Here is a 21,791-nt window from a genome sequence, read left to right as displayed (position 1 = left end):
CGACTACCTACACCATCCCGCCATTGGCGCGCAGCACCTGGCCGTTGATCCACCCGCCATCGGCACCGGCCAGGAAGGCCACCGCACCGGCGATGTCCTCCGGCGTACCCAACCGTTCCAGGGGATTCATCTTCGCCAACCGCTCGATCAGTTCCGGTGACTTGCCCTCCAGGAACAGGTCGGTGGCGGTCGGGCCGGGAGCCACTGTGTTCACGGTGATGTTGCGCCCACGCAGCTCCTTGCTGAGGATCGTTGCCATCGTTTCCACCGCCGCCTTGCTGGCCGCGTACACGCTGTAGTTCTCCAGCCTGATGCCGACCACGCTGGTGGACAGGCTGATCAGGCGGCCGCCGTCGCGCACCCGTCGTGCACTTTCGCGCAGCACGTTGAACGCGCCCTTGAGGTTGATGCCGATCACCCGCTCGAACAAGGCATCGTCGCTGTCGGCCAGCGGCGCCAGTTGCAGCACGCCGGCGCTGTTCACCACCACGTCGATACCGCCGAAGCGGGCCTCGATGGCGTCGAACAGCTGGCGCACCGCCTGCGGCTCGGCCACATCGGCCTGCAGCGCGATGGCCTGTGCGCCGGTGGCGTTGAGTTCGGCGGCCAGTGCCTCGGCATCATCGCGGCGGCCGGCATAGTTGATCACCACGTCATGGCCATCGGCGGCGAGCCGCCGGGAAATGGCGGCACCGATGCCGCGGGAACCACCGGTGACCAGGGCGATGCGGCGGGCGGAGGAGGTGGGCATGGTTGGTTCCAGCAGGGCGCGCCGGACTGGCGCAGTGCCATCTTCGCCATCTCATCGATCCGGATAATCATGCATAATCCGCCAACATCATCCGGGTAGCCGAACAATGGACCGTTTCACGGCCATGCGCGCCTTCGTCCGTATCGTCGAGCGTCGCAGCTTCACCCGTGCCTCCGAGGACCTCGGCCTGCCGCGGGCCACGGTGACCGATGCGATCAAGGCGCTGGAGAATCGGCTGGGCGTGCGCCTGCTGCACCGGACCACGCGGCTGGTGGTGCCGACCCTGGAAGGCGAGGCCTTCTATGGCCGTTGCCTGCGCCTGATCGCCGACATGGACGACGCTGAAGCCGCGTTCCGTGACGTGCCGCCACGCGGTCCGCTGCGCATCGAGGTACACGGTACGCTGGGCCGGCATCTGCTGTTTCCGCACCTTCCGGACTTTCTGCAGCGCTACCCGGAGATCGAACTGGAGGTCAGCGAAGGCGACCGCTATGTCGACCTGCTGCGCGAAGGCGTGGATGCGGCGTTGCGGGTGGGGACGCTGGCCGACAGCGATCTGGCTGCGCGCCGGTTGACCATGCTGCGGGAAGTTACGGTGGCCGCACCGGGTTATGTGCAGGCGCACGGTGTGCCCGAGACCATCGAATCACTGGAGCAAGGCCACCAGATGGTCGGCTACCGCTCCAGCGCCACCGGCCAGCTGATTCCGCTTGAGTTCCAGCAGGGTGGGCAGGTGCGCTACGTGCCACTGCCCGCGCGGGTGAGGGTTTCCGGCGCGGACGCATTCCTTGGTGCCGCCTTGGCGGGTCTCGGCATCATCCAGGCACCGCGCTACCGGATGGACCCCTACATCGCGAGCGGGCAGCTGGTCGAGCTGTTGCCGGACGCGCCACCGACACCGAGTCCACTGAGCCTGGTCTACCCCCGCAACCGCACACCATCGCCGCGGCTGCGGGTGTTCATCGACTGGGTGGCCGGGGTGTTCGACCCGATGAGGTAGTGCCGGCCGCTGGCCGGCAACTGCAACACGCGTGATGTGCCAAGGTTGCCGGCCAGCGGCCGGCACTACCGGGCTGATGCGCTCGGCAGCACCAGCTCGAACACGGTGCCGGTTTCATCGGAGGTCACGCTTACCGTTCCGCCATGCGCCTGTGCAATTGCACGGGTGATCGCCAGGCCCAGTCCAGCACCTTCGTGGCGGCCACGCTCGCCGCGATAGAAGCGATCGAACAGGCGCGGCAGTGCTGCTTTGGCAATCGGCGGGCCGAGGTTGTGCACGCTGACCCTGCACATGCCATCGTCCTCGACCAGCTGCACCCGCACCTCGCTGCCCACGGCTGCGTGCTTCAACGCGTTGGATAGCAGATTGGCGATCGCCCTGTGCAGCATCAGACGGTTGCCTTCCACGCTCGCCACGCCGTCGCGGCGCAGGGTCAATTGCCGGTCCTCGGCCAGCAGGTCATAGAACTCCAGCAGCGAATCCACCACCGCATCCAGCGCCACCGGCTCACGCGAGGGCAGTGCGCCCGGCGCTTCGGCCTGCGCCAGGTACAGCAGGTCGCCTACGGTCTGCGCCAGCTGCTGCAGCTCCTCGGCACACGACGCCAGCGTCTCGCGGTAGGCCTCGTTGCTGCGGGGGTGGGCCAGCACCACCTGTACCTGGGTCAGCATGTTGGTGATCGGCGTGCGCAGCTCATGGGCCAGATCACCAGAGAACTCGGTCAGGCGCGCGAAGTCCTGCTGCAGGCGCGCCAGCATGCCGTTGAGTGTCTGTGCCAGCTGTTCCAGTTCGGCCGGTGCCGTGCGCGCGCTCAGACGCCGCTGCAATCGACCGGCGGTGATCTGCCGGGCTTCATCGGCCAACGTGCGCAGCGGTCGCAGCGTGCGTCGCACTACGTAGCCGCCGAGCAGGCTGCTGGCCACGGCGGCGCCGATGATGGCGATCGCCAGAAGATGGCGGAAGCGCTGCAGGAAATCGGCATGGCGGTCGTCATCGATGGCCAGCAGGGTGACCAGCTGGCTGCCGTCGGCCAGGGTCTGCCGCAGGTGCAGGGCATGCATGCAGCGACCATCGTCGAGAATCCAGTCGTGCCGCCGTGGCGCGGCGTCGATGGGCTGGCTGCGTGCGTGCTCGCGCAGCAGTGCAGGTGCGGTCGAGAACAGCACGGCTCCGTGGCCATCGACAATGTGGAAGGCGATATCGGGATGATGGCTGAGCGCCTCTGCCAACCGCGGGCCGCGTGCGGCGGCGGGCCCATTGCCAGCAAGATCGCGGATCAACGCAACCTTGTTCTCCAGTTCGATGAAGTCCTGGGCGACAAGGTCATGGCGGGCGCTGACATAGATGGCCACGCCCAATGCGGCCAGCACCAGCGTGGCCACGATGGCGAACAGCAGGGTCAGCCGCACCGCGATGGAACGGCGCAGGCTCATCCGTTGCTCACAGCGCCGTCGTCTGGTGCTTCGAGCACGTAGCCCATGCCGCGTACGGTAATGATCAGCTTGGCGTCGAAATCATCGTCGATCTTCGCGCGCAGGCGGCGGATCGCCACATCAATGACATTGGTGTCGCTGTCGAAGTTCATGTCCCACACCTGCGAGGCGATCAGCGAGCGCGGCAGCACTTCGCCACGGCGGCGTGCCAGCAGCTCCAGCAGGGTGTACTCCTTCTGGCTGAGCGCGATGCGCTGGCCGCCACGCTCCACCCGGCGGCGCTGGGTATCCACCACCAGGTCGGCGATGACGATGCGTTCGGCCTGCGGCACCGCCTGGCCACGGCGCAGCAGGGTGCGCACGCGTGCCAGCAGCTCGGCGAAGGCGAAGGGCTTGGCCAGGTAGTCGTCGGCGCCCAGCTCCAGGCCCTGCACGCGGTCGGCGATGCTGCTGCGCGCGGTCAGGAACAGCACCGGTGTCTGCCACCCTCCGGCGCGCAGTCGTGACAGCACGTTCCAGCCATCCAGGCCGGGCAGCATCACATCGAGGATGACCAGCTGGTACTCGCCACTACCGGCCAGATGCAGCCCGTCGACACCGTTGCAGGCGAGGTCGACCACGTAGCCGGCCTCGATCAGGCCCTGGCGCAGGTAGTTGCCGGTCTTGGGTTCGTCTTCGACGATCAGCAGTTTCATGGTGTGCCCATCATCGCAGCTTGGGCGTGGGCTGGCTGCGCAGTCTCATGCCAGCGGATCCAGCGTGCCGAGAATCGCGACACAGGCCAGCACCAGCACGGCCAGTACCGATTCGCAGGCCAGGCTGTGGCGCAGCGAACGCAGTGGCCTGGGCTGCCAGCCACCCCGGATGGAGACCGCCAGCGCCGGCACCAGCCGCCAGCGATGCAGCGCGGCCAGGCCCAGCATGCCACCCACCAGTGCCAGCTTGAGCAGCAGCCAGCGTCCATGCGCGGCGCCGGTCAGGGTCTGTATGGAACCGCCGAGATCGACATAGGTATAGGTGCCGGTCATCGCCAGCAGGGCGACGATGATCGTGCCGGGCAGGGCGAAGCCGTGCGCGGCCTGCCATAGTTCGTGGGTGCGTTCGCGCAGGCGCAGGCCCTGGCGGCGCAGTGCCAGCTGCACGATGGCGGCGATCGCACCGATCCAGGCACCGGCCGCCAGCAGGTGCACGATGCCGGCAGCAAGACGCAGCCGGCCAGCGACCCCATCGCCAGCAGCGGCGTGGCCGTTCCAGGCGAGGCTGGCCAGGGTCACCGCCGAGAGTGCCAGCAGTGCGGGGCGGCGCAGGCCCTGTACCGGGCGATTGACTGCCAGCAGCGGCAGCATTGCCAACAGGGCCAGGATGCGCAGCAGTCCCGCCTCGCCCACCGGCGTACCGGTAAGAAACCAGCGCGCTGTCCCGCCATCGATGTCGACCGGTGATATGCCAAGCACGCCGGACAATCGGGTGACCGCATCGATGCCGACCAGCACCAGTGCCACCACAGTGAGGGCCAGCGAGACGCTGCGCGGCAGTCCGGGGCGGATGAACAGCATCCGCCCGAACAGCAGCATCAGGGCCAGATACAGCGCCAGCCGCAGCGCGTATGGCGAAAGCTCGGCCACAGCGATGGCCTTACTTCACGGTGAAGCTGTAGGTGCCGGTGATCGGATGGCTGTCCTGGCCGACCGCGCGCCACTGCAGCGCGTAACTGCCGGCGGGCAGCGGCTTGGCAAAGCGCGCGCGCAGGGTGTGGCCGTCCTCGGAGATCTCCTGCGCGGCGGTCGGCATCGCCATCTTCATGCGGCCGTGGTCCATGCTCAGTTCGATGCGGGTGGCACGCGGCATCACCTTCTCACTGAACTGCAGCTCGATCTGGCTGGCCGGGGCCACGGTGGCATCGGCCGCTGGCGTCGAACGCACCAGGCTGGGATGGGCCAGGGCCAGCGGTGCGGCCGAAAGGCCGGACAGCAGCAGGGCGAGCGGGGCGACGCGGAACAGGGAGCGGGTCATATGCGGATCACCGATGAGGAAGTGGCCTGCAGGGTGGCGTCCACCGCCTTTCGAGGCCCTGACCTGGACATTACCGGTTTGTAATGTTGGCAGCCGGCCTGCGGGCGGCACTACCGTGCCCGTGACTGCGCGATCCATGCCGACGGCGAACAACCGACCACACGCCGGAACGCCGCGCTGAACTTGCTGGGATTGGCATACCCGCTGGCCAGCGCAACGTCGGTGACACGCCGGCCCTGCGCAAGCTCGGCGCGCGCCCGCTGCATGCGGTGCTGGGTCAGGAAGGCATAGGGCGGCAGGCCAGTGGCCGCACGCAGCGCGCGGCCGAACGTCGCGGCCTCCATCTGCACTGCAGCGGCCAGCTGTGGAACGGTCAGCGCCTGGCCGTGTTGCGCGTCGATGTAAGCCTCCAGTTGCCGCAACCGTCGTGCCGACAGTGGGGACACCGTGCCACGCGCCTGGCGCGGCTGACCGGCAAGCTGACCCAGGCGGTACAGCAGCACCTGCGCGCCATGCTCGAGGAAGCCGGGCAGGCAAACATCAGCCTGCGCGCTGCACCACAGCGCCTGCAGCACCGAAGTAATCACCGGGTCGTGGTGCAGCCGCGCCGCCAGCGGCTGCAGCTGTTGCAACTGCTGCGGATCCTGCGGATGCAGGTGGGTATCGATGGCGATGCCGAGCAGATCGACCGCGGGGCTGGCATAGGTGCCGGTGTCTTCCGGCAGCACCAGATTGAACTGGCCGGGCCGCCACGGCGCCTGCAGAAGACCGCTGAGGGTGTGCTGCTGCAGCCGACCGCCGCCGCCCACGGCCAGGCCCAGGCGCAGTTGCTGCGGATGTCCCATCTCACCTTCGCTGGCATCGAAGCGATGGCGCAGCAGCACCACCGCACCATCGTCGCTGGCGTAGGCCGCAGGGGCCTGCGACCGGGTTTCCTGCAGCAGCTGGTCGGCGAGGGCGGGCATCACGGATCCGGGAATGGAGCGGCGCTGCCGGAAATGGAGTGGCGGCAGGACGCGAATGTTACAGGATAACACTCTTGTCCCGCGCTGCCGCCGCCCGCGCGTCCGTCACTCCATCCGTCGAGGTTCCCGCTTTGAAGTCGTCCACGCCTGCTGCCGCGCTCATCGCAGCATCCCTGCTCGTTCCTGCCTTGCCCGCCCTTGCCCAGCAGGCCGACCCGGCCACGCTCGACGGTGTCCGCGTCACCGGTTCCAAGCGCGATACCCCTTACCTGAAGAGCGATCTGTCGGTGACGGTGCTCGACAGGCAGGCGCTGAAAGAAGCGGGTGTCACCGAGTTCCGTGACCTCGACAAGCTCGCGCCGAACGTCAAGTTCAATGCGATGGGCCAGCTCAGCAACATGTTCATCTCGATCCGCGGCATCGAGTCCAATCCATTCCTGGTCAATCGTGCCTCGGTCTACATCGATGGCATTCCGTTCCGCGAGCTGAGCAATGCCGTGCTCAACCAGGTCGAGTCGGTGGAGGTGCTGCGCGGCCCGCAGGGCACGCTGTACGGCGCCAACAGCGAATCCGGCCTGGTACTGGTGCGCACACGCGGCCCGGCTGATGCACGCGAGGGCGAGATCAATGTGCGCAGCACCTGGTTCGGCAACGGCAATGGCACCGCTCTCGATGGCTTCCTGGCAGGGCCGCTGAACAAGACGGGCAGCCTGTCCGGCTCGGTGGCGTTCATGGGCTCCGATGAGGACGCCTACCTGAAGAACCTCACACCTTCCGGTGCGCGCGGCAAGGTCGGCGAAGGCTACCTGCAGGGCAAGCTGCGCTGGCGGCCGAGCGATTACGTTTCGGTGAACGCGCTGGCCTATCACCTGCGCACCCGCGCGCCGGGCATGTTCGAGTATGAATACCTGCCGCTGGATACCGGCCTCTACAACCGCACCTACGGCACATCGCTCAATGGCGGCCGCCGTGCCGGTGACTTCACCTACATCAACGACGCGCCCAAGCGCACCGAAAAGGACGAAACGGTGGCCGGCCTCAGTGCGCAATGGCAGCTGCAGGCCGGTACGCTGGACGTGGCCGCTTCCTGGCGGGACGAGGAGGTGACCTCGGCCGGCTACGACTTCGACATGACCAACAGCCCGGCATTGGCCGGCCGCATCTACGACAGGAAGAAGGAATGGACGGCCGAGGCGCGCTTCAGCTCGCCCAGCGACCAGGCGCTGACCTGGATGGCCGGTGTGTCGACCTACCGCAACAGCAAGGATTCGATCCTCGGCACCTTCGTCGGCCCGGCGCTGCATGGGCTGGACAGCTACAACCTGGCACCGCGGCAGACCTCCAAGGGCGAGGACTACAGCGTCTTCGCCACCGCCAGCTACACCTTCCCGGGGCTGCCCAAGCTGACCGCCAGCGCCGGCCTGCGCCATGAGCAGGCGCGGCGTTCCACCGAACAGCGTGCCGGTGCGCTGGACCTGGGCGCCGGTGGCCGCGTGCTGTACCGCGATGCCGCGCTGGCACATACCTTCTCGGCCACGCTGCCGCGGCTGTCGCTGCGCTACGACGCCACTGACGACCTGTCCTTCTACGCGGCCTCGGCCAAGGGCTACATTCCGGGTGGCTTCAATCTGGCTGCGGCGCAGAGCGATGTGGTCAACGACAAGGTGCTGCGCTACGAGTCCGAGCGCATGTGGAGCCATGAGCTGGGCTTCAAAATGAACCTGGCCGGCGGTCGTGGCCACATCGGCGGCGCGCTGTTCCACATCACCTCGGACAACTGGCAGGAGATCCAGGTGGCCACCGATGCCAACGGCCGCCCGATCTCGTCGGACTACGTAGGATCGGATGCCTCGATCCGTTCGCGTGGTGCCGAGCTGGAGGGCGTGTTCGAAGTGCTGCCGGGCTTCACCCTGATGGCGAATGTGGGCTACGTCGATGCGAAGTACACCAAGCTGTGGGTCAGCGTGGACCAGAACCTGGATGGCAAGCGGGTCAAGCTGACCCCTCATTACACTGGCTATCTGGCGGCGCGCTATCAGTTCGACTCCGGCATCCATGCACGGCTGGAATCGCAGTTCACCGGCTCCAGTGCACTGGATGAACGCAACCGCGCGTTCCAGCCCGCAGTGGCCGTGCTCGGCGCTCAGCTGGGTTATGAGACCGGGCCGTGGAGCGCGCGGGTGTTCGTGCAGAACCTGACCAACAAGCGCCGCATCAACGGCCTGATCTTCGACAACCTGGCCTTCGGCCGCGACGGCAACTACTACGGCCCGGTGGACAGCCCGCGGATCTTCGGCGCGGAAGTGGGGTACCGCTTCTGAGGAGGGGTGCGCGCCGGCCAGCGGCCGGCGCTACCGGTCCAACGAAACGGTAGTGCCGGCCGCTGGCCGGCATCTTCGGAACGCTACCTGTGGCCGTGCAATGCCCGCCGGTTGCCGATGTGCGCGCATGCCAGCAGCACGCCACCGCAGGCAGTGGCCACGCCATGCCAGAGCAGCGATTCCTTCAACGGCAGGTACAGCGACGCTGACATCAGCAGGATCGCGCCAACCACGGCCAGCCGCACCGGCAGCCAGCGCCCATGCCGGTGCAGCCCGGCCGTGGTACTGGCCAGCGCCAGCGTCGAGGCCATCAATGCGAACAACCATTCCCAGCGCGACATCATCAACAGCAGCGTCATCACGCCGTGGCCGGGGTGCTGGAACGAGCGCAGCGCCATCATTGCCGCCGGTACGAAGGCCAGCAGCAGGGGCAGGGCGATGCAATGGGCGGCGCAGGCCAGTGACAGCCAGGCGCCGGCCAGATCGAAACGGGGATGCCAGCGTGCCGAAGTTGGCGGCTGGGCCAGAGCCCTTGCGGGGGTCGGGGGGATGTGGTCCATTATGTTACATAGTAACAATTGGAGTCTCCCCCATGAAGCTTCCTGCTGCTCTTTTCCTGCTGCTGGCCGCCAACGCGGCCCAGGCACACGATGTCCGCCAGCACGCGCCACACGTGCACGGCCAGGCCACCGTTGATCTCGCACTCGACCAGGGAACGCTGGAGTTCGCCCTGCAGGCGCCGGGTATCGGCATTCTTGATTTCGAGCGACCGCCGGCCAATGCAGCCGAGCAGGCCGCGCTGGCACGGGCTACGGCAGTGCTGAAGGGTGGCAGCTGGGTTACTTTGCCCACCGCGGCAGGCTGCCGTCTGGCCAGCGGTAAAGCCGATGCAGAGGGCTTCGCTGCGACCGTCGCTGCGCCAGTGGCCGGGCAGCATCGCCACGCCGGTTTCAGTGCCAACCTGCAGTATCGCTGCACGAATCCGAGTGCATTGCGCGCCCTGGTCGTGCGCCTGCCGGTGCTGTTCCCCGGGTTGCACGAAGTCATCGTCAACAGTGCGACCGCCAACGGCCAGGACCGCAGCGTGCTGAGTGCCGACAACCTGCGCGTGGTGCTGGCGCCGTGAGCACGCCAGCGGTGATCGCCCTGGAGGATGTGCAGTTCGGCTACGACATGCGGCTGGTGCTGGACATTCCGAAGTTGTGGATCGAGCAGGGCAGCAGCGTGCTGTTGCGTGGAGTGAGTGGTGGCGGCAAGAGCACCCTGCTGGGCCTGCTGGCGGGTGTGCTGATGCCCGGCAAGGGCCGTGTCGAGGTGGCCGGCCAGGCGTTGCAGGGCATGAGAGGTGCGGCGCGGGATCGTTTCCGTGCCGATCACCTGGGCGTGATCTTCCAGCAGTTCAATCTGCTGCCGTTTCTCAGCGTACGCGACAACATCGCGTTGGGCCTGCGTTTTTCTCCGGTGCGCAGCGCGCGCATCAGTGGGCCGCTGGATGCCGAGATCGCCCGCCTGCTGCAGGCCCTGCAGCTCAATCCCGAGCTGATGCAGCGGCGCGCGGGTACGCTCAGTGTTGGCCAGCAACAACGCGTGGCGGCCGCACGTGCGCTGATCGGCCGGCCGGCGGTGCTGTTGGCCGACGAGCCAACCTCGGCACTGGATCGCGAGGCCGCGACCGCGTTCCTGCAGTTGATGTCCGTGCAATGCCAGGCAGCCGGCACCACGGTGCTGGTGGTCAGCCATGACGACAGCCTGCAGCCGTTGTTCGACCGCACGATTTCACTGTCCGAGATCAACCACGCAGGTGGCACCCATGCTTGAGCTTGCCTGGGCCAGCCTGCGCAGCCGCGCATTGAGCGTCAGCCTCACCGTGCTGGTGATCACCCTCAGCGTGGTGCTGCTGCTCGGTGTCGAGCGCGTGCGCGCGCAGGCGCATGAAGGTTTCGCCAGCACCGTCTCAGGCACCGACCTGATCGTCGGTGCCCGCTCCGGGCCGGTGAACCTGCTGCTGTATTCGGTGTTCCATATCGGCGACCCGACCAACAACGTGTCCTGGCAGTCCTACCAGGAGCTGTCCTCGCTGCCGCAGGTGAAGTGGGCGGTGCCACTGTCGCTGGGCGATTCGTGGCGCGGCTACCGGGTGGTCGGCACCAGTGGCGGCTACTTCGAGCACTATCGTTACGGCGCGGGGCATGCGCTGGCGTTTGCGCAGGGGCGGCCGTTCGACGACCTGTACGACGCCGTGATCGGCGCAGAGGTGGCGCACGCACAGAAGGTCGGCATCGGTGATGAGATCGTGCTGGCCCACGGCACCGGCGCGGTCACGCTGGCCACGCATGCCGACAAACCGTTCCGCGTGGCCGGCATCCTGCAGCGCACCGGCACGCCGGTCGATTCCTCGGTGCTGGTCTCGCTGCCGGCCATCGAGGCGATCCACGTCGACTGGCGCTCCGGCGTGCAGCTGCGCAGCCAGAGCGTCAGCGCCGAGCAGGCGCGCCATCTGGATCTGACCCCGACCAGCATCACCGCCTTCATGCTCGGCCTGAATTCGCGCATCGCCACGTTCTCGGTACAGCGCAGGATCAACGAGTACCCGGACGAGGCCATGCTGGCGATCCTGCCCGGCGTGACCCTGCAGCAGCTGTGGCAATCACTGGGCACCGCCGAGCGGGCACTGCAGCTGATCAGTGCGATGGTGGTGCTGCTGGGCATGTTCTCGCTGGTGGCGCTGCTGGTCTCGACCCTGCAGGAGCGCCGGCGCGAGATGGCAGTGCTGCGTGCCATCGGTACACGCCCTGGCTATATCGCCAGCCTGCTGGTGGTGGAGGCGGTAGCGACCAGCGCGCTTGCCTGCGTGCTCGCACTGGCCGCACTGGTGGTGGCCAGCCTGGCCGGGCGTGGCTGGGCGCTGGCCAACTTCGGCCTGTCGATCACCCACATCTGGCCGGATGGCCGCGAACTGGCGTGGGTGGCGGGTGTGCTGGCGATCAGCGCGGTGGCCGGCCTGGTACCGGCGCTGCTGGCCTATCGGCGCACGCTGGCCGATGGCCTGTCACCCGGGGGCTGAGCATGCGCTGGTTGCCACTGTTGCCAATGTTGCTGGTGCTGACCGCCTGCGAACGCCCGGTCGATACCGGCGTGCAGGCGCTGCCACCGTCACCGGTGGTCGATCGCGATGCTCCGGCAGCTGCCGAGGAACAGGAGCTGGACTGGCTGCAGATGATGCCCAGGGACGAGCTGGCCGCGCTGGAACGGGGCGAGGGCCCGGAAGTCGAGCACAACGGCAACCGGCGCATGCCGCAGTTCGGTACGTTCCGCACCGTGGATACCGTGCTGCAACGGCCGGTGCGCTTGCCGGGTTACGTGGTGCCGCTGGCCAACGCGGAGGACGGGCGGCTGACCGAATTCCTGTTCGTGCCGTACTACGGCGCCTGCATCCATGTGCCGCCGCCACCGCCGAACCAGATCGTGCACGTGGTGCTGCCGCGCCCGATCGACATGCCGGACATGTATTCGCCGTTCTTCCTGGCCGGTACCCTGCGTGCCGAACGGCTGGACGATGATCTGGCCGGCTCTGCCTACACCATGCGTGACGCACAGTTGAGGCCGTATGAACCGTAGCGTCCTGATCGGACTGGCGTGTTGCCTGGGCTTGCTGGGGTGTACGCAGGCGGGTGGGGGCGCCACCACCGTCGCCGCAGCACCGGCAGCACCGGCAGCGGCGCAGCCGGCCACGACCGAGGCGCCCATCGACCGTTGGGATGCACTGCGGCCCGACGAAGTGACCTACCAGCGCCCGCCGCCGCAGATCGGCCTGTCACGCAATGGCATGGACGGGGTGGGCGGGCTGATCGATGACACCGGCTCGGGCACGCCACCGGGACAGGAGATCGACCATTCCAGCCCGGATCGCGCCAAGCAGTTCGGCTCTTCGCGCGTGGTCGACGCTGTCGACGGTCGCGCGGTGGATCTGGATGGCTACGTGGTGCCGCTGGGCACCAACGATGCCGGCCTGGTCGATGAACTGCTGTTCGTGCCGTTCTACGGGGCCTGCATCCATGTGCCGCCACCGCCACCGAACCAGATCATCCATGTGACCCTGGCCACGCCGATCGCACTGGGAGACCTGTGGGACCCGTACCGGCTTGCCGGCCGCCTGCAGGTCAAGCGCTTCGATGCGGATATCGCCAGCGCGTCCTACGACGCGGCTGCGGCGACACTGACGGCGATCCACAATTGATGCGCACGCGTTGGATCATCGTTGCGGGCGTGTTGGTCACCAGCGTGGTGTTGCTGGTGTGGTGGCACCTGCGCGTCGACGTGACCGAGCCACCGGCGATCGCCTTCCCGGCACCCGCGACCGATGCCAGCCAGCGCATCGAACAACGCCTCGGCGAAGACCACGCTTTTCGCAACGACGTACTGTTCCTGCTCGCGGCCACCCTGCGCGACCGCTGCCAGCCGGCGCAGGCGGGTTTGCTGGCGCGCATGGCCAATCGTGCATCGCTGCCGGTGCTGGCGGCGGTCAGTGCGGTGACCCAGCAGGATCCAACGCTGGACCGGCCGATCTACCAGTACATCCAGCATCGTGCCGACGCCACGCGCTGTGGCCAGCCGCTGCAGATGCCGCTGGCCGGTGGACGCAGCATGGCCGTGGACATCGAGCAGTACGCGCGCACCTTCCCGGACAGCTATTTCGACCCGCAGCGCAGCAGCGAGCCGCGGGATTTCGGCGGACTGTCGCTGCAGCAGCGGGCAGGCAACGCCTGCAACAGCGTGGTGTATTCGGTGCTGCCGTTGGGAGGTACTGACTGGAGGTGCAGCAGCCTGCGCGCCAATGCGCGTGCGCGGGTGCGCGGGCTGTGCGAGGACGAGCTGCGGCGCCAGCATGGGGGAACGGGCGGGGAACTGGACATGGCCGTGGGGCAGGGCATGCAGGGTGCGGTGGTGTCGGCGATTGCGGCGCTGCCGGAAGACTGCCGATAAGCGTTTACCAGTAGAGCCAGGCCACGCCTGGCTGGCGGTTCAGCCAAGCAGACTTGCCCCTACAGACCCTGAACTGGTGGATTCCGAAGATCATAACTATACAGGATATCCGGTATAGTTATGGCCGTACTCGATCCCACCAGGTTCTCCCATGGCTTTGTCCCAGCCCTTGGCCGGTGCTCCGGCCCTGTCGCGTGCCCGTCGCTGGGCACTGTTGTTCACCGTCGCCGCTGGCCTGCTGCTGGTTACGCTCGACAACTCCGTGCTCTACACCGCACTGCCCACCCTGACCGAGGAACTCTCGGCCAGTGCCGGCCAGGCACTGTGGATCATCAACGCCTATCCGCTGGTGATGGCCGGCCTGCTGCTCGGCGCTGGTACGCTCGGCGACCGCATCGGTCACCGCCGCATGTTCCTGATCGGCCTGGTGGTGTTCGGTATCGCCTCGCTGGCGGCGGCCTTCGCCGACAGTGCCGCACAGCTGATCGCCGCCCGTGCATTCCTGGCGATCGGCGCGGCCGCGATGATGCCGGCCACGCTGGCGCTGATCGGCCTGAGCTTCCACGAAGAGCGCGAGCGCAACATCGCCATCGCGATCTGGGGCTCGGTGGCCATCGTCGGTGCAGCGCTGGGTCCGATCATCGGCGGCTGGCTGCTGCAGCACTTCTGGTGGGGCTCGGTGTTCCTGATCAACGTGCCGGTGGTGGTGGTGGCCTTCGTCGCTACCCTGCTGCTGGCACCGGAAGGCCAGCGCGATACCTCGCGGCCGTGGGACCTGGAGTCTTCGTTGCTGGCATTGGCGGCGCTGTCCGGCCTGGTGCTGGCGATCAAGTCGCTGATCGCCACGCCGCCGTCGTATGCGCTGGGTGCCGGTGCGCTGTTGCTGGCCGTCATCAGCGGCGCGGCGTTCGCACGTCGCCAGCGGCAGTTGCCGTACCCGTTGCTGGACTTCGCGATCTTCCGCAATCCGGCGTTCCTGGCCGGCACGCTGTCGGCGGTGTTCACCCTGTTCGCGATGGCCGGCCTGCAGCTGGTTACAACCCAGCGTTTCCAGCTGGTGGCGGGCTTCACACCGCTGCAGGCAGGCCTGCTGGTATCGGTGGCGGCGCTGGGCAGCCTGCCGAGTGCACTGCTGGGCGGCAGCATCCTGCACCGCGTGGGCCTGCGTCCGCTGATCTGTGGTGGCCTGGCGGCTGGCGCCGTGGGTGTCGGTGTTGTGGCGTTCGGCTTCCCGCACGGCCTCGGTTGGGTGGTGGCCGGCATGGCGATCACCGGTTTCGGCATGGGCTCGGCCATCTCGGTGGCGTCCACTGCCATCCTCAACAACGTACCGGCGCACCGCGCGGGCATGGCCTCGTCGGTGGAAGAGGTGTCCTACGAGTTTGGTGGCCTGCTCGCGGTGGCGATGCTGGGCAGCCTGAGTGCGGCAATGTACGGTGCCTTCCTGCCGGTCTCGGCGGACATGCCCGAGCTTGCCCGAGAGGGCTTCACGCAGGCGCTGCATGCCGCACGCGAAAGCGGGCAGGGCGAGTGGTTCGCGCTGGCTGCGGCCGCATATGACCGTGGCTACCAGATCGTGCTGCTGGTGATCACGGTGGTGCTGGCAGTGGGTGCGGCGATCATCGCGCGCCTGCTGCGGGGGCGCGTCGGTGGCCGCGAGGGTGCGGCCGATCGCGTAAAATGACGCGATGAGAACCAGCAAGCGCGACCGCATCCTCGACGCCGCCGTCAACGTGATCAATCGTGACGGCGTGCGCGCGGTGACCTTCGAGTCGGTGGCGGCCGAGGCCAAGCTGACCCGTGGCGGCCTGCTGTATCACTTCCCGTCGCGCGAGGCGCTGCTGCGCGGCATCGACGAGCATCTGGTGCAGGCCTGGGAGACGTCGATGGAAACGCTGCTGGGCAAGACCGCAGGTGAGGCCACGGCGCTGGAGCGCTACCAGACCTTCGTGCGCGTCTCGGCGCAGAGCGCCACCCGCGCCGAGCTGATGTTCATGCTCGAATCGGCCGACCCGGACGCCGACGAGCGTCCCTGGGGGCCGGCAGTGCGGCGCTGGGCGCCGTTGCCGCCGTCGGCCGCGGAACAGGATCCGGCCGCGCTCGACAATTTCGTAGCGCGGCTGGCGGCCGATGGCCTGTGGATCTACGAAGCGATGTACGAAGGGCAGCTGGATGAAAGCGTGCGCGCCCAGGTAGCGGAGCGGATCGCGGGGCTGCTGGCGAAGCCCGACGGGTCACCGCCCTTGTAGAGTCGAGCCATGCTCGACTGCTCTTCGCTCCGACCACGAAAACCCCGCGCTTCGCGCGACAGCCGACTGACAGTCGACTCTACCCCTCTCCATTTACCCAGCCTGCGCTGCGCTCGCGGCCAGCCATGCCCTCGGCGAGGCCCCCAACCGCTTGCGGAACGCCTTCGACAACGACGCGGTATCGGCAAACCCCACCTCGATCGCCACCTGCTTGACCGCCACGCCCGCCCGCAGCTGCGCGCAGGCCAGGCTCAGCCGCCAATCCAGCAGATAGCTGGCCGGCGTCGCCTGCATCACCTCCTTGAAGACCGCTGCGAACGCACTGCGCGACATGCCAGCGGTGGCGGCCATGCGCGGCAGCGTCCACTCGTCCTGTGGCGCCTGGTGCATTGCCACCAGCGTGCGTGCGAGCCGTGCGTCGGACAGCCCGCGCATCAGCCCGTGGCTGACCCCGGCCGCATCGGGATGATCGACCACCCAGCGCAGGATCTGGATCAACGCCACCTCGAACAGCCGGTTGGTCAGCAGCCGCGAACCGCAGCGTTGGCGGTCGGCCTCGGTGAACAGCAGGTGCAGGGTGTCGTCCAGTTCGGTGATCGCGGCCAGCGGCACCACCATCACCGTCGGCAGCGACTGCACGATCGGATTGCGCGCGCCGCCATCGAAGTCCAGCGTCGCGCAGGTGAAGTCCGGGCCATCCAGTGGGGCATTGAAGAACACGTGGTGCAGCGGCTGCGGGTACAGCAGCAGGCTCGGGGTGTCGATCTTCAACCGAGGCAGCGCGGTATCGCCATCGGGATGGCGGACCTCCATCTCACCCTGGCGCAGGATGTGCAGGAACGCACGACCGGGCTGCGGCTCGAAGACATGGCGCCCGCACAGCGGGCCGCTGTGGAACAGCGCGGCCTGCACCCGGAAGCGTTCCAGCAGAGAGGAGAGGCGGTCGGGCGCGGTGGTGTCGACGGGAATGCTCATGGACGCATGGACAAAATGTATGGCTGATTTGGCCTGATTCGTCCAGTGAGTCTACCTAGGATGAGCGGGTCGTCCAATCCCGGGCGCTTTCCCAAGGAGATCCACCATGTCCCGTGTCCCCCTGATCGATGCCGCCAACACCACCGCCGACCGCCAGGCCCTGCTGGGCCAGGTCCACGCCGCCTTCGGCGCCACCCCGGCCATGTTCCGCGCCGTGGCCAATTCGCCGGCCGCCCTGCAGAGCATGTGGGGGTCGTTCGGCGCGCTGGGCGGCGGTCGCCTGTCGCCGTTGCTGGGCGAGCAGATCGCCGTCGCCATCGCCAACCACAATGCCTGCGAGTACTGCCTGGCCGCGCACACGGCGCTGGGTCGCAAGGCCGGCGCCAGCAGCGAGCAGATGGCCGCCGCGCAGATCGGCCAGTCCAGCGATCCGGCCACCTCGGCGGCGCTCGACTTCGCGCTGAAGGTGGTTGAGCAGCGTGCACAGATCACCGACGGTGATGTGCAGGCGCTGCGCGCAGCCGGCTTCGATGACGAGCAGATCGTCGAGATCCTCGCCCATGTGGCGCTCAACCTGTTCACCAACTACGTCAACGTGGCCTTCGACGTGCCGGTGGACTTCCCGAAGGTGGCACTGCGCTGAGGTACGGTCTGGCCCGGGTGGCAATGGGCCGCCCGGGCCGGTCAAGAAAGGGAGCAGACGGGGTGGTCGGCGCTACCTGTCGTCCGCCTGCAGCCGCTCGGGGTGCGTATACACATTGAACCCGCTCTCCCGCGCGAATCCGACCAGGCACAGTCCGGCACTGCGGGCCAGGTCGATCGCCAGCGCGGTCGGCGCAGACACCGCTGCCAGCACGCTGGCACCCGCACGTATCGCCTTGCTGACCATCTCATAGCTGGCGCGGCTGGAAATCACCAGCAACCCACCGTCGATGGCGTGCTCGTTGTGATGCAGGGCGCCGATCAGTTTGTCCAACGCATTGTGACGGCCCACATCCTCGCGCACCCAGCCAATCCGCCCGCTGGCATCGGCCCAGGCCGCGGCGTGCGTCGATCCACTCACCGCATTCATCGGCTGATGCTGCGCCAGCGTGGCCAGTGCCCGCTGCAACGCGGCATGCGGATAGGTGCGACGCTCGCGGATCTGCGGAAGCGGGCGCAGCACATCCTCCAGCTGGCGCGTGCCGCACAGGCCACAGCCTCCGCGACCGGGCAGCAGGCGGCCATTGGCCGGATCCAGATCGGCACCGGGTGCGTCTTCGGAAACGGTCATCTGCAGTTCGATGCCCTCCAGCTGCGGGCGGACCTCGATCGACAGCAGTTGCGAGGGCGTATTGATCAGCCCCTCGCTGAGCGAGAAACCCAGCGCGAAGTCTTCCATGTCGCAGGGCGTGGCCATCATCACTGCGAAGGCGGCGCCGTTGTAGCGCAGTGCAACCGGCACTTCCTCGGCCACCACGTCGACCTGCTGCTGGTACCCCTCGCTGCGCCAGCGCTGCAACGGGCGCTGCGCCGTACCGGCAGGCGGGGTGTGCGGCGGGGTCGAGTCAGGCATGCAGCGCGTCCGGGCAAGGGAAATACGCAGGTGGTGGACCACCCACGGCTTCGAGAATAGCGCAGTGGCCGGGCGCTGACGCGGGTGTAACCGTTGTCATGGCACGCTGCGCTGAAAACAGCATCTGGCTCTGGCGAAGCGGCCTTGTCCGTGCTTGACTGCGGGGCTGGCCGCGCTGCAGACGCCGTATCCGGCCCATCCCGCGCCGTTGATTGTTGTGTTCCTCCCGCCAGGTTCCCGAACATGTCCGAGCAGAAGCCGCCGCGTTACAAGCCCTACAACCAGCCGGCCGGTGGCTGGGGTGCCGCCGGTGCCACGGCCAAGGTGCTGTTGCAGCAGAGCGTGATCGGCAAGGGCTCGAAGGCGCTGCTGGCGATGAACCAGCCCGGCGGCTTCAAGTGCCCAAGCTGCGCGTTCCCCGATGCCGACGAACGCAAGAAGCTGGAGTTCTGCGAGAACGGCGCCAAGGCGCTGGCCTGGGAAGCCACCCAGTTCCGTGCTGGCCGCGAGCTGTTCGCCCAGCACACGGTCACCGAGCTGATGGCGCAGACCGACTACTGGCTGGAGATGCAGGGCCGGCTGACCGAGCCGATGCGCTACGACGCGTCCACCGATCATTACGTTCCGTGCAGCTGGGACGAGGCGTTTGCCTTGATTGGCCGTCATCTGCAGGCGCTGGACAGCCCGCACCAGGCTGAGTTCTACACCTCCGGCCGCACGCCCAACGAAGCCGCGTTCCTGTATTCGATCTTCGTGCGCGAGTTCGGCACCAACAATTTCCCGGACTGCTCGAACATGTGCCACGAGCCGACCAGTCGCGGCCTGCCGCCGGCCATCGGCGTGGGCAAGGGCACCATCGTGCTGCAGGATTTCGAGCACGCCGAGGCGATCTTCGTGATCGGCCAGAACACCGGCACCAACTCGCCGCGGATGATGAGCAACCTGGTCGAGGCGCGCAAACGCGGCATCCCGATCGTGGCGGTCAACCCGATGCCCGAGCGTGCGCTGATCCGTTTCGCCGAACCGCAGGACATGGTGCAGATGGCCACGTTCGGTTCGACCGAGATCACCAGTGAGTTCGTGCACATCCGCATCGGCGGCGACCTGGCCCTGATCAAGGGCATGATGAAGGTGATGTTCGAGCGCGAAGCGCAGGGCGAGCGCGTGCTTGACCATGAGTTCCTGTCAGAACACACGGTGGGCCTGGAGGCGCTACGCGAAGACGTGCTGGCGCAGGACTGGGACGAGATCGTGGAGGTCTCCGGCATCACCCAGGCGCAGATCCGCCGCTGCGCCGAGATCTACATCCGCTCCAAGGCCACGGTGATCTGCTATGGCATGGGCCTGACCCAGCATCAGTATGGTTCGACCCTGTTGCAGCAGGTGGCCAACCTGCTGTTGCTGCGTGGCAACTTCGGCAAGCCCGGTGCCGGCATCGGGCCGATCCGTGGCCATTCCAACGTGCAGGGCGACCGTACCGTCGGCATCGACGAGAAACCCAAGCCGGCCTATCTGGACCGCGTGCAGCAGGTGTTCGGCTTCGATCCGCCGCGCGAGCACGGTCATCACGTGGTCGAATCGATCGAGGCGATGCTGGACGGCAGCGCCAAGGTGTTCATCGGTATGGGCGGCAACTTCATCCACGCCGTGCCCGATACGCCGCGCGCGTACGAGGCCATGCGCGGCCTGGAGCTGACGGTGGGCATCGCCACCAAGCTCAATCGCGGTCACCTGGTGCACGGCCGCGATGCCTTGATCCTGCCGGTAGTCGCGCGTTCGGAGCGTATCGTCACGCCTGCCGGCGAGCAGTTCGTCACCATCGAGGACGCGATGTCGAACGTGACCGCTTCGCGCGGCGTGCTCGAGCCGGTCAGCACGGACGTGCTCCCGGAGGTCGAGATCGTCTGTCGCATGGCGATGGCAACATTGCCGCACAGCAAGGTCGACTGGGCGGGGTGCATGCATGACTACGCACCCATCCGCGAGCTGATTGCGGCGGTGTATCCGGAGATCTACACCGGCTTCAACGAGCGGATCCAGCAGCCGCATGGCTTCCACCTGGACATTCCACCGCGCCGTCGGGTGTGGCCCACGCCCAACGGCAAGGCCAACATTCTGGTGATGCCAGGCCTGCACGTGGACGCGCCGGTGGACGATCCCGGGATGCTGCGGTTGGCCACGGTGCGCTCGCACGACCAGTACAACACCACCATCTACAGCTACAACGACCGCTACCGCGGCGTGTACAACGACCGCATGGTGCTGTTCATGAACATCGAGGACCGGCTGGCGCGCGGGCTGGAGAAGGAGGCGTTGGTCTGCCTGGAGACGATCAGTGGCGACGGAGTGCAGCGGCGCATCGAGGGCCTGACCGTGCTGGACTACCCGATGCCGCGCGGTGCGCTGGCCGGTTACTACCCGGAACTGAACCCGTTGTTGCCGCTGGACTACTACGACCGGGTCAGCGGTACCCCAGCGGCCAAGTCGATCCCGGTGCGGATGAGCGCAATGGTGGCGGCGATTGCGTGACCGGCGCATCGGCTATCATCGTCGGGTGAACCTGCCTGGCCTGCTGCTGCGATGGATGCTTCTCCTTGCCCTGGTGCTGAATGCACCGGCGCTTGCGGTTGCCTCATCCTCGTACGCGGCGCAGTCCAACGCGGAGCATTGCGCCGCACCGCATTCCGCTGCCATGGCCGGATGCTGCGACGAGGCAGCATCAACGGTCTGCCAGAGCAATGAGTGCGAATGCCCGCCGGCCAGCCTCGGCATGCTGGCCACCCTGAGCGGAACGCCAGCGTCACCCTGGCGTGAGGCGCCTTTGCCAGCCAACGCCCAGCAACGCGCTCCGCCGCCGTTGCCGGATCCGCTACGGCCTCCCATCGTGTGATTCCCTGCAGGCCTCAAGCGCCTGCCGTAGCTGCTCGACTCATTCTCGACTCTGCCTGTGCCTTCGATGCGCAGGCAGCGGGCCGCGTTGCCCGCATCTGCAAAGGAATCAACACCATGAACCGTTCTCTCTCCCTCGGCCTGCTGCTGGGCACCGTACTGGCCACGGCCGCCTGCGCGCGCGCTGCCGAAGAATCGCCTGCCGCGCCGGTTGCCAGCCAAGCCCCGGCGGCACCGATCAAGTCCAGCCCGTCGCAGGTGGACCCGGCACTGCCCATTGCCATCGTGCACAAGACCGCAAGCTGCGGCTGCTGCGGCATCTGGGTCGACCACCTGAAGGCCGAAGGCTTCCAGGTGGATGCACGCAATACCGATGACATGAACCCGATCAAGGTCCGGCTGGGTGTGCCGGTCGGCAAGGCGTCCTGCCACACCGCCGAGATCGGTGGCTACGTGGTTGAAGGCCATATCCCGGCCGAGGACATCAAGCGACTGCTGGCGGAGCGGCCGGCAGCGCGCGGCCTGGTGTTGCCGGGCATGCCGGCCGGCTCGCCGGGCATGGAAATGCCGGATGGCTACGTGCAGCCGTACACCGTTGAACTGGTGCGCAACGATGGCACCACCGAGCCGTTTGCCCAGCACGGCCAGGGCGGCTGA

At 67.4% G+C, this 21,791-nt stretch carries 22 protein-coding genes; 13 read left to right on the top strand and 9 right to left on the bottom strand.

The features are described 5' to 3' along the window. Positions 1 to 7 precede the first annotated feature (7 nt). Entirely contained in the window at positions 8 to 751 is a 744-nt protein-coding gene (locus ACZLIB_RS12595; RefSeq protein ID WP_478467784.1) for an SDR family oxidoreductase, read from the bottom strand. Positions 752 to 857: 106 nt separating this feature from the next. Between ACZLIB_RS12595 and ACZLIB_RS12590 the strand changes: the two genes are divergently transcribed. Continuing rightward, on the top strand, positions 858 to 1,751 hold the full coding sequence (locus ACZLIB_RS12590) for a LysR family transcriptional regulator (RefSeq protein WP_478467783.1): 894 nt from the start codon (positions 858 to 860) through the stop codon (positions 1,749 to 1,751). Positions 1,752 to 1,816: 65 nt separating this feature from the next. On the opposite strand, the gene ACZLIB_RS12585 is transcribed toward ACZLIB_RS12590, so the two are convergent. From ACZLIB_RS12585 to ACZLIB_RS12565, 5 genes are all read right to left on the bottom strand, one after another. Next, on the bottom strand, positions 1,817 to 3,184 hold the full coding sequence (locus ACZLIB_RS12585; RefSeq protein ID WP_478467781.1) for a heavy metal sensor histidine kinase: 1,368 nt from the start codon (positions 3,182 to 3,184) through the stop codon (positions 1,817 to 1,819). Continuing rightward, positions 3,181 to 3,879, bottom strand: coding sequence for a heavy metal response regulator transcription factor (locus ACZLIB_RS12580; RefSeq protein ID WP_049422164.1), 699 nt, complete (start codon positions 3,877 to 3,879; stop codon positions 3,181 to 3,183). The genes ACZLIB_RS12585 and ACZLIB_RS12580 overlap by 4 nt, the downstream gene beginning before the upstream one ends. 45 nt (positions 3,880 to 3,924) lie before the next feature. Then, positions 3,925 to 4,809, bottom strand: coding sequence for a copper homeostasis membrane protein CopD (copD, locus tag ACZLIB_RS12575; RefSeq protein ID WP_478467779.1), 885 nt, complete (start codon positions 4,807 to 4,809; stop codon positions 3,925 to 3,927). Positions 4,810 to 4,819: 10 nt separating this feature from the next. Continuing rightward, positions 4,820 to 5,197, bottom strand: coding sequence for a copper homeostasis periplasmic binding protein CopC (gene copC, locus ACZLIB_RS12570; RefSeq protein ID WP_478467777.1), 378 nt, complete (start codon positions 5,195 to 5,197; stop codon positions 4,820 to 4,822). A 110-nt stretch (positions 5,198 to 5,307) separates the two neighbouring features. After that, the gene (locus ACZLIB_RS12565) at positions 5,308 to 6,162 is read right to left on the bottom strand and encodes a helix-turn-helix domain-containing protein (protein ID WP_478467775.1); all 855 of its coding nucleotides are present in this window, start codon (positions 6,160 to 6,162) and stop codon (positions 5,308 to 5,310) included. Positions 6,163 to 6,350: 188 nt separating this feature from the next. On the opposite strand from ACZLIB_RS12565, the gene ACZLIB_RS12560 reads away from it, so the two are divergent. Beyond that, positions 6,351 to 8,483: a TonB-dependent receptor gene (locus ACZLIB_RS12560; protein ID WP_478467773.1), complete on the top strand. Its 2,133-nt coding sequence runs from the start codon at positions 6,351 to 6,353 to the stop codon at positions 8,481 to 8,483. 83 nt (positions 8,484 to 8,566) lie between these two features. Here the strand turns inward: ACZLIB_RS12560 and ACZLIB_RS12555 are convergent, their stop codons facing one another. Beyond that, positions 8,567 to 9,043 carry a MerC domain-containing protein gene (locus ACZLIB_RS12555; protein WP_478467771.1) on the bottom strand — a complete coding sequence of 159 codons (477 nt, stop codon included), beginning with the start codon at positions 9,041 to 9,043 and terminating at the stop codon, positions 8,567 to 8,569. Positions 9,044 to 9,075: 32 nt separating this feature from the next. Between ACZLIB_RS12555 and ACZLIB_RS12550 the strand changes: the two genes are divergently transcribed. The 8 genes from ACZLIB_RS12550 (at position 9,076) to ACZLIB_RS12515 (ending at position 15,715) form a co-directional block, all read left to right on the top strand. After that, positions 9,076 to 9,609 carry a ZrgA family zinc uptake protein gene (locus ACZLIB_RS12550; protein ID WP_478467770.1) on the top strand — a complete coding sequence of 178 codons (534 nt, stop codon included), beginning with the start codon at positions 9,076 to 9,078 and terminating at the stop codon, positions 9,607 to 9,609. After that, complete coding sequence (locus ACZLIB_RS12545) at positions 9,606 to 10,301, top strand: ATP-binding cassette domain-containing protein (RefSeq protein WP_478467768.1); 696 nt, start codon at positions 9,606 to 9,608, stop codon at positions 10,299 to 10,301. The genes ACZLIB_RS12550 and ACZLIB_RS12545 overlap by 4 nt, the downstream gene beginning before the upstream one ends. Next, positions 10,294 to 11,547, top strand: coding sequence for an ABC transporter permease (locus ACZLIB_RS12540; RefSeq protein ID WP_478467766.1), 1,254 nt, complete (start codon positions 10,294 to 10,296; stop codon positions 11,545 to 11,547). Before ACZLIB_RS12545 ends, ACZLIB_RS12540 begins: the two co-directional genes overlap by 8 nt. 2 nt (positions 11,548 to 11,549) lie before the next feature. Then, positions 11,550 to 12,101, top strand: coding sequence for a DUF3299 domain-containing protein (locus tag ACZLIB_RS12535; RefSeq protein ID WP_478467765.1), 552 nt, complete (start codon positions 11,550 to 11,552; stop codon positions 12,099 to 12,101). Continuing rightward, on the top strand, positions 12,091 to 12,720 hold the full coding sequence (locus ACZLIB_RS12530) for a DUF3299 domain-containing protein (protein ID WP_032129460.1): 630 nt from the start codon (positions 12,091 to 12,093) through the stop codon (positions 12,718 to 12,720). Before ACZLIB_RS12535 ends, ACZLIB_RS12530 begins: the two co-directional genes overlap by 11 nt. After that, positions 12,720 to 13,466, top strand: a complete 747-nt coding sequence (locus tag ACZLIB_RS12525) for a hypothetical protein (protein WP_478467764.1) — start codon at positions 12,720 to 12,722, stop codon at positions 13,464 to 13,466. Before ACZLIB_RS12530 ends, ACZLIB_RS12525 begins: the two co-directional genes overlap by 1 nt. Positions 13,467 to 13,617: 151 nt before the next feature. Beyond that, on the top strand, positions 13,618 to 15,150 hold the full coding sequence (locus ACZLIB_RS12520; protein WP_478467763.1) for an MFS transporter: 1,533 nt from the start codon (positions 13,618 to 13,620) through the stop codon (positions 15,148 to 15,150). A 4-nt stretch (positions 15,151 to 15,154) separates the two neighbouring features. Next, complete coding sequence (locus ACZLIB_RS12515) at positions 15,155 to 15,715, top strand: TetR/AcrR family transcriptional regulator (protein ID WP_478467762.1); 561 nt, start codon at positions 15,155 to 15,157, stop codon at positions 15,713 to 15,715. 93 nt (positions 15,716 to 15,808) lie between these two features. On the opposite strand, the gene ACZLIB_RS12510 is transcribed toward ACZLIB_RS12515, so the two are convergent. Next, positions 15,809 to 16,690 (bottom strand): AraC family transcriptional regulator, encoded by an 882-nt coding sequence (locus ACZLIB_RS12510; RefSeq protein WP_478467761.1) that lies wholly within the window; start codon positions 16,688 to 16,690, stop codon positions 15,809 to 15,811. A 106-nt stretch (positions 16,691 to 16,796) separates the two neighbouring features. Between ACZLIB_RS12510 and ACZLIB_RS12505 the strand changes: the two genes are divergently transcribed. Then, positions 16,797 to 17,333: a carboxymuconolactone decarboxylase family protein gene (locus ACZLIB_RS12505; RefSeq protein WP_049462647.1), complete on the top strand. Its 537-nt coding sequence runs from the start codon at positions 16,797 to 16,799 to the stop codon at positions 17,331 to 17,333. A gap of 72 nt (positions 17,334 to 17,405) precedes the next feature. Here the strand turns inward: ACZLIB_RS12505 and fdhD are convergent, their stop codons facing one another. Continuing rightward, a complete protein-coding gene (gene fdhD / locus ACZLIB_RS12500; RefSeq protein ID WP_478467759.1) occupies positions 17,406 to 18,245 on the bottom strand; it encodes a formate dehydrogenase accessory sulfurtransferase FdhD in 840 nt (279 codons plus the stop codon). A gap of 243 nt (positions 18,246 to 18,488) precedes the next feature. Here fdhD and ACZLIB_RS12495 point away from each other — a divergent pair, with 243 nt between their 5' ends. Further along, a complete protein-coding gene (locus tag ACZLIB_RS12495) occupies positions 18,489 to 20,774 on the top strand; it encodes an FdhF/YdeP family oxidoreductase (protein WP_478467757.1) in 2,286 nt (761 codons plus the stop codon). A gap of 477 nt (positions 20,775 to 21,251) precedes the next feature. After that, positions 21,252 to 21,791: a DUF411 domain-containing protein gene (locus ACZLIB_RS12490; protein WP_478467755.1), complete on the top strand. Its 540-nt coding sequence runs from the start codon at positions 21,252 to 21,254 to the stop codon at positions 21,789 to 21,791.

The organism is Stenotrophomonas sp. 220_Sma (assembly GCF_056487375.1).
Note: the sequence above shows the minus strand (reverse complement) of the source record. Positions and strands in the feature narration are given on the sequence as shown.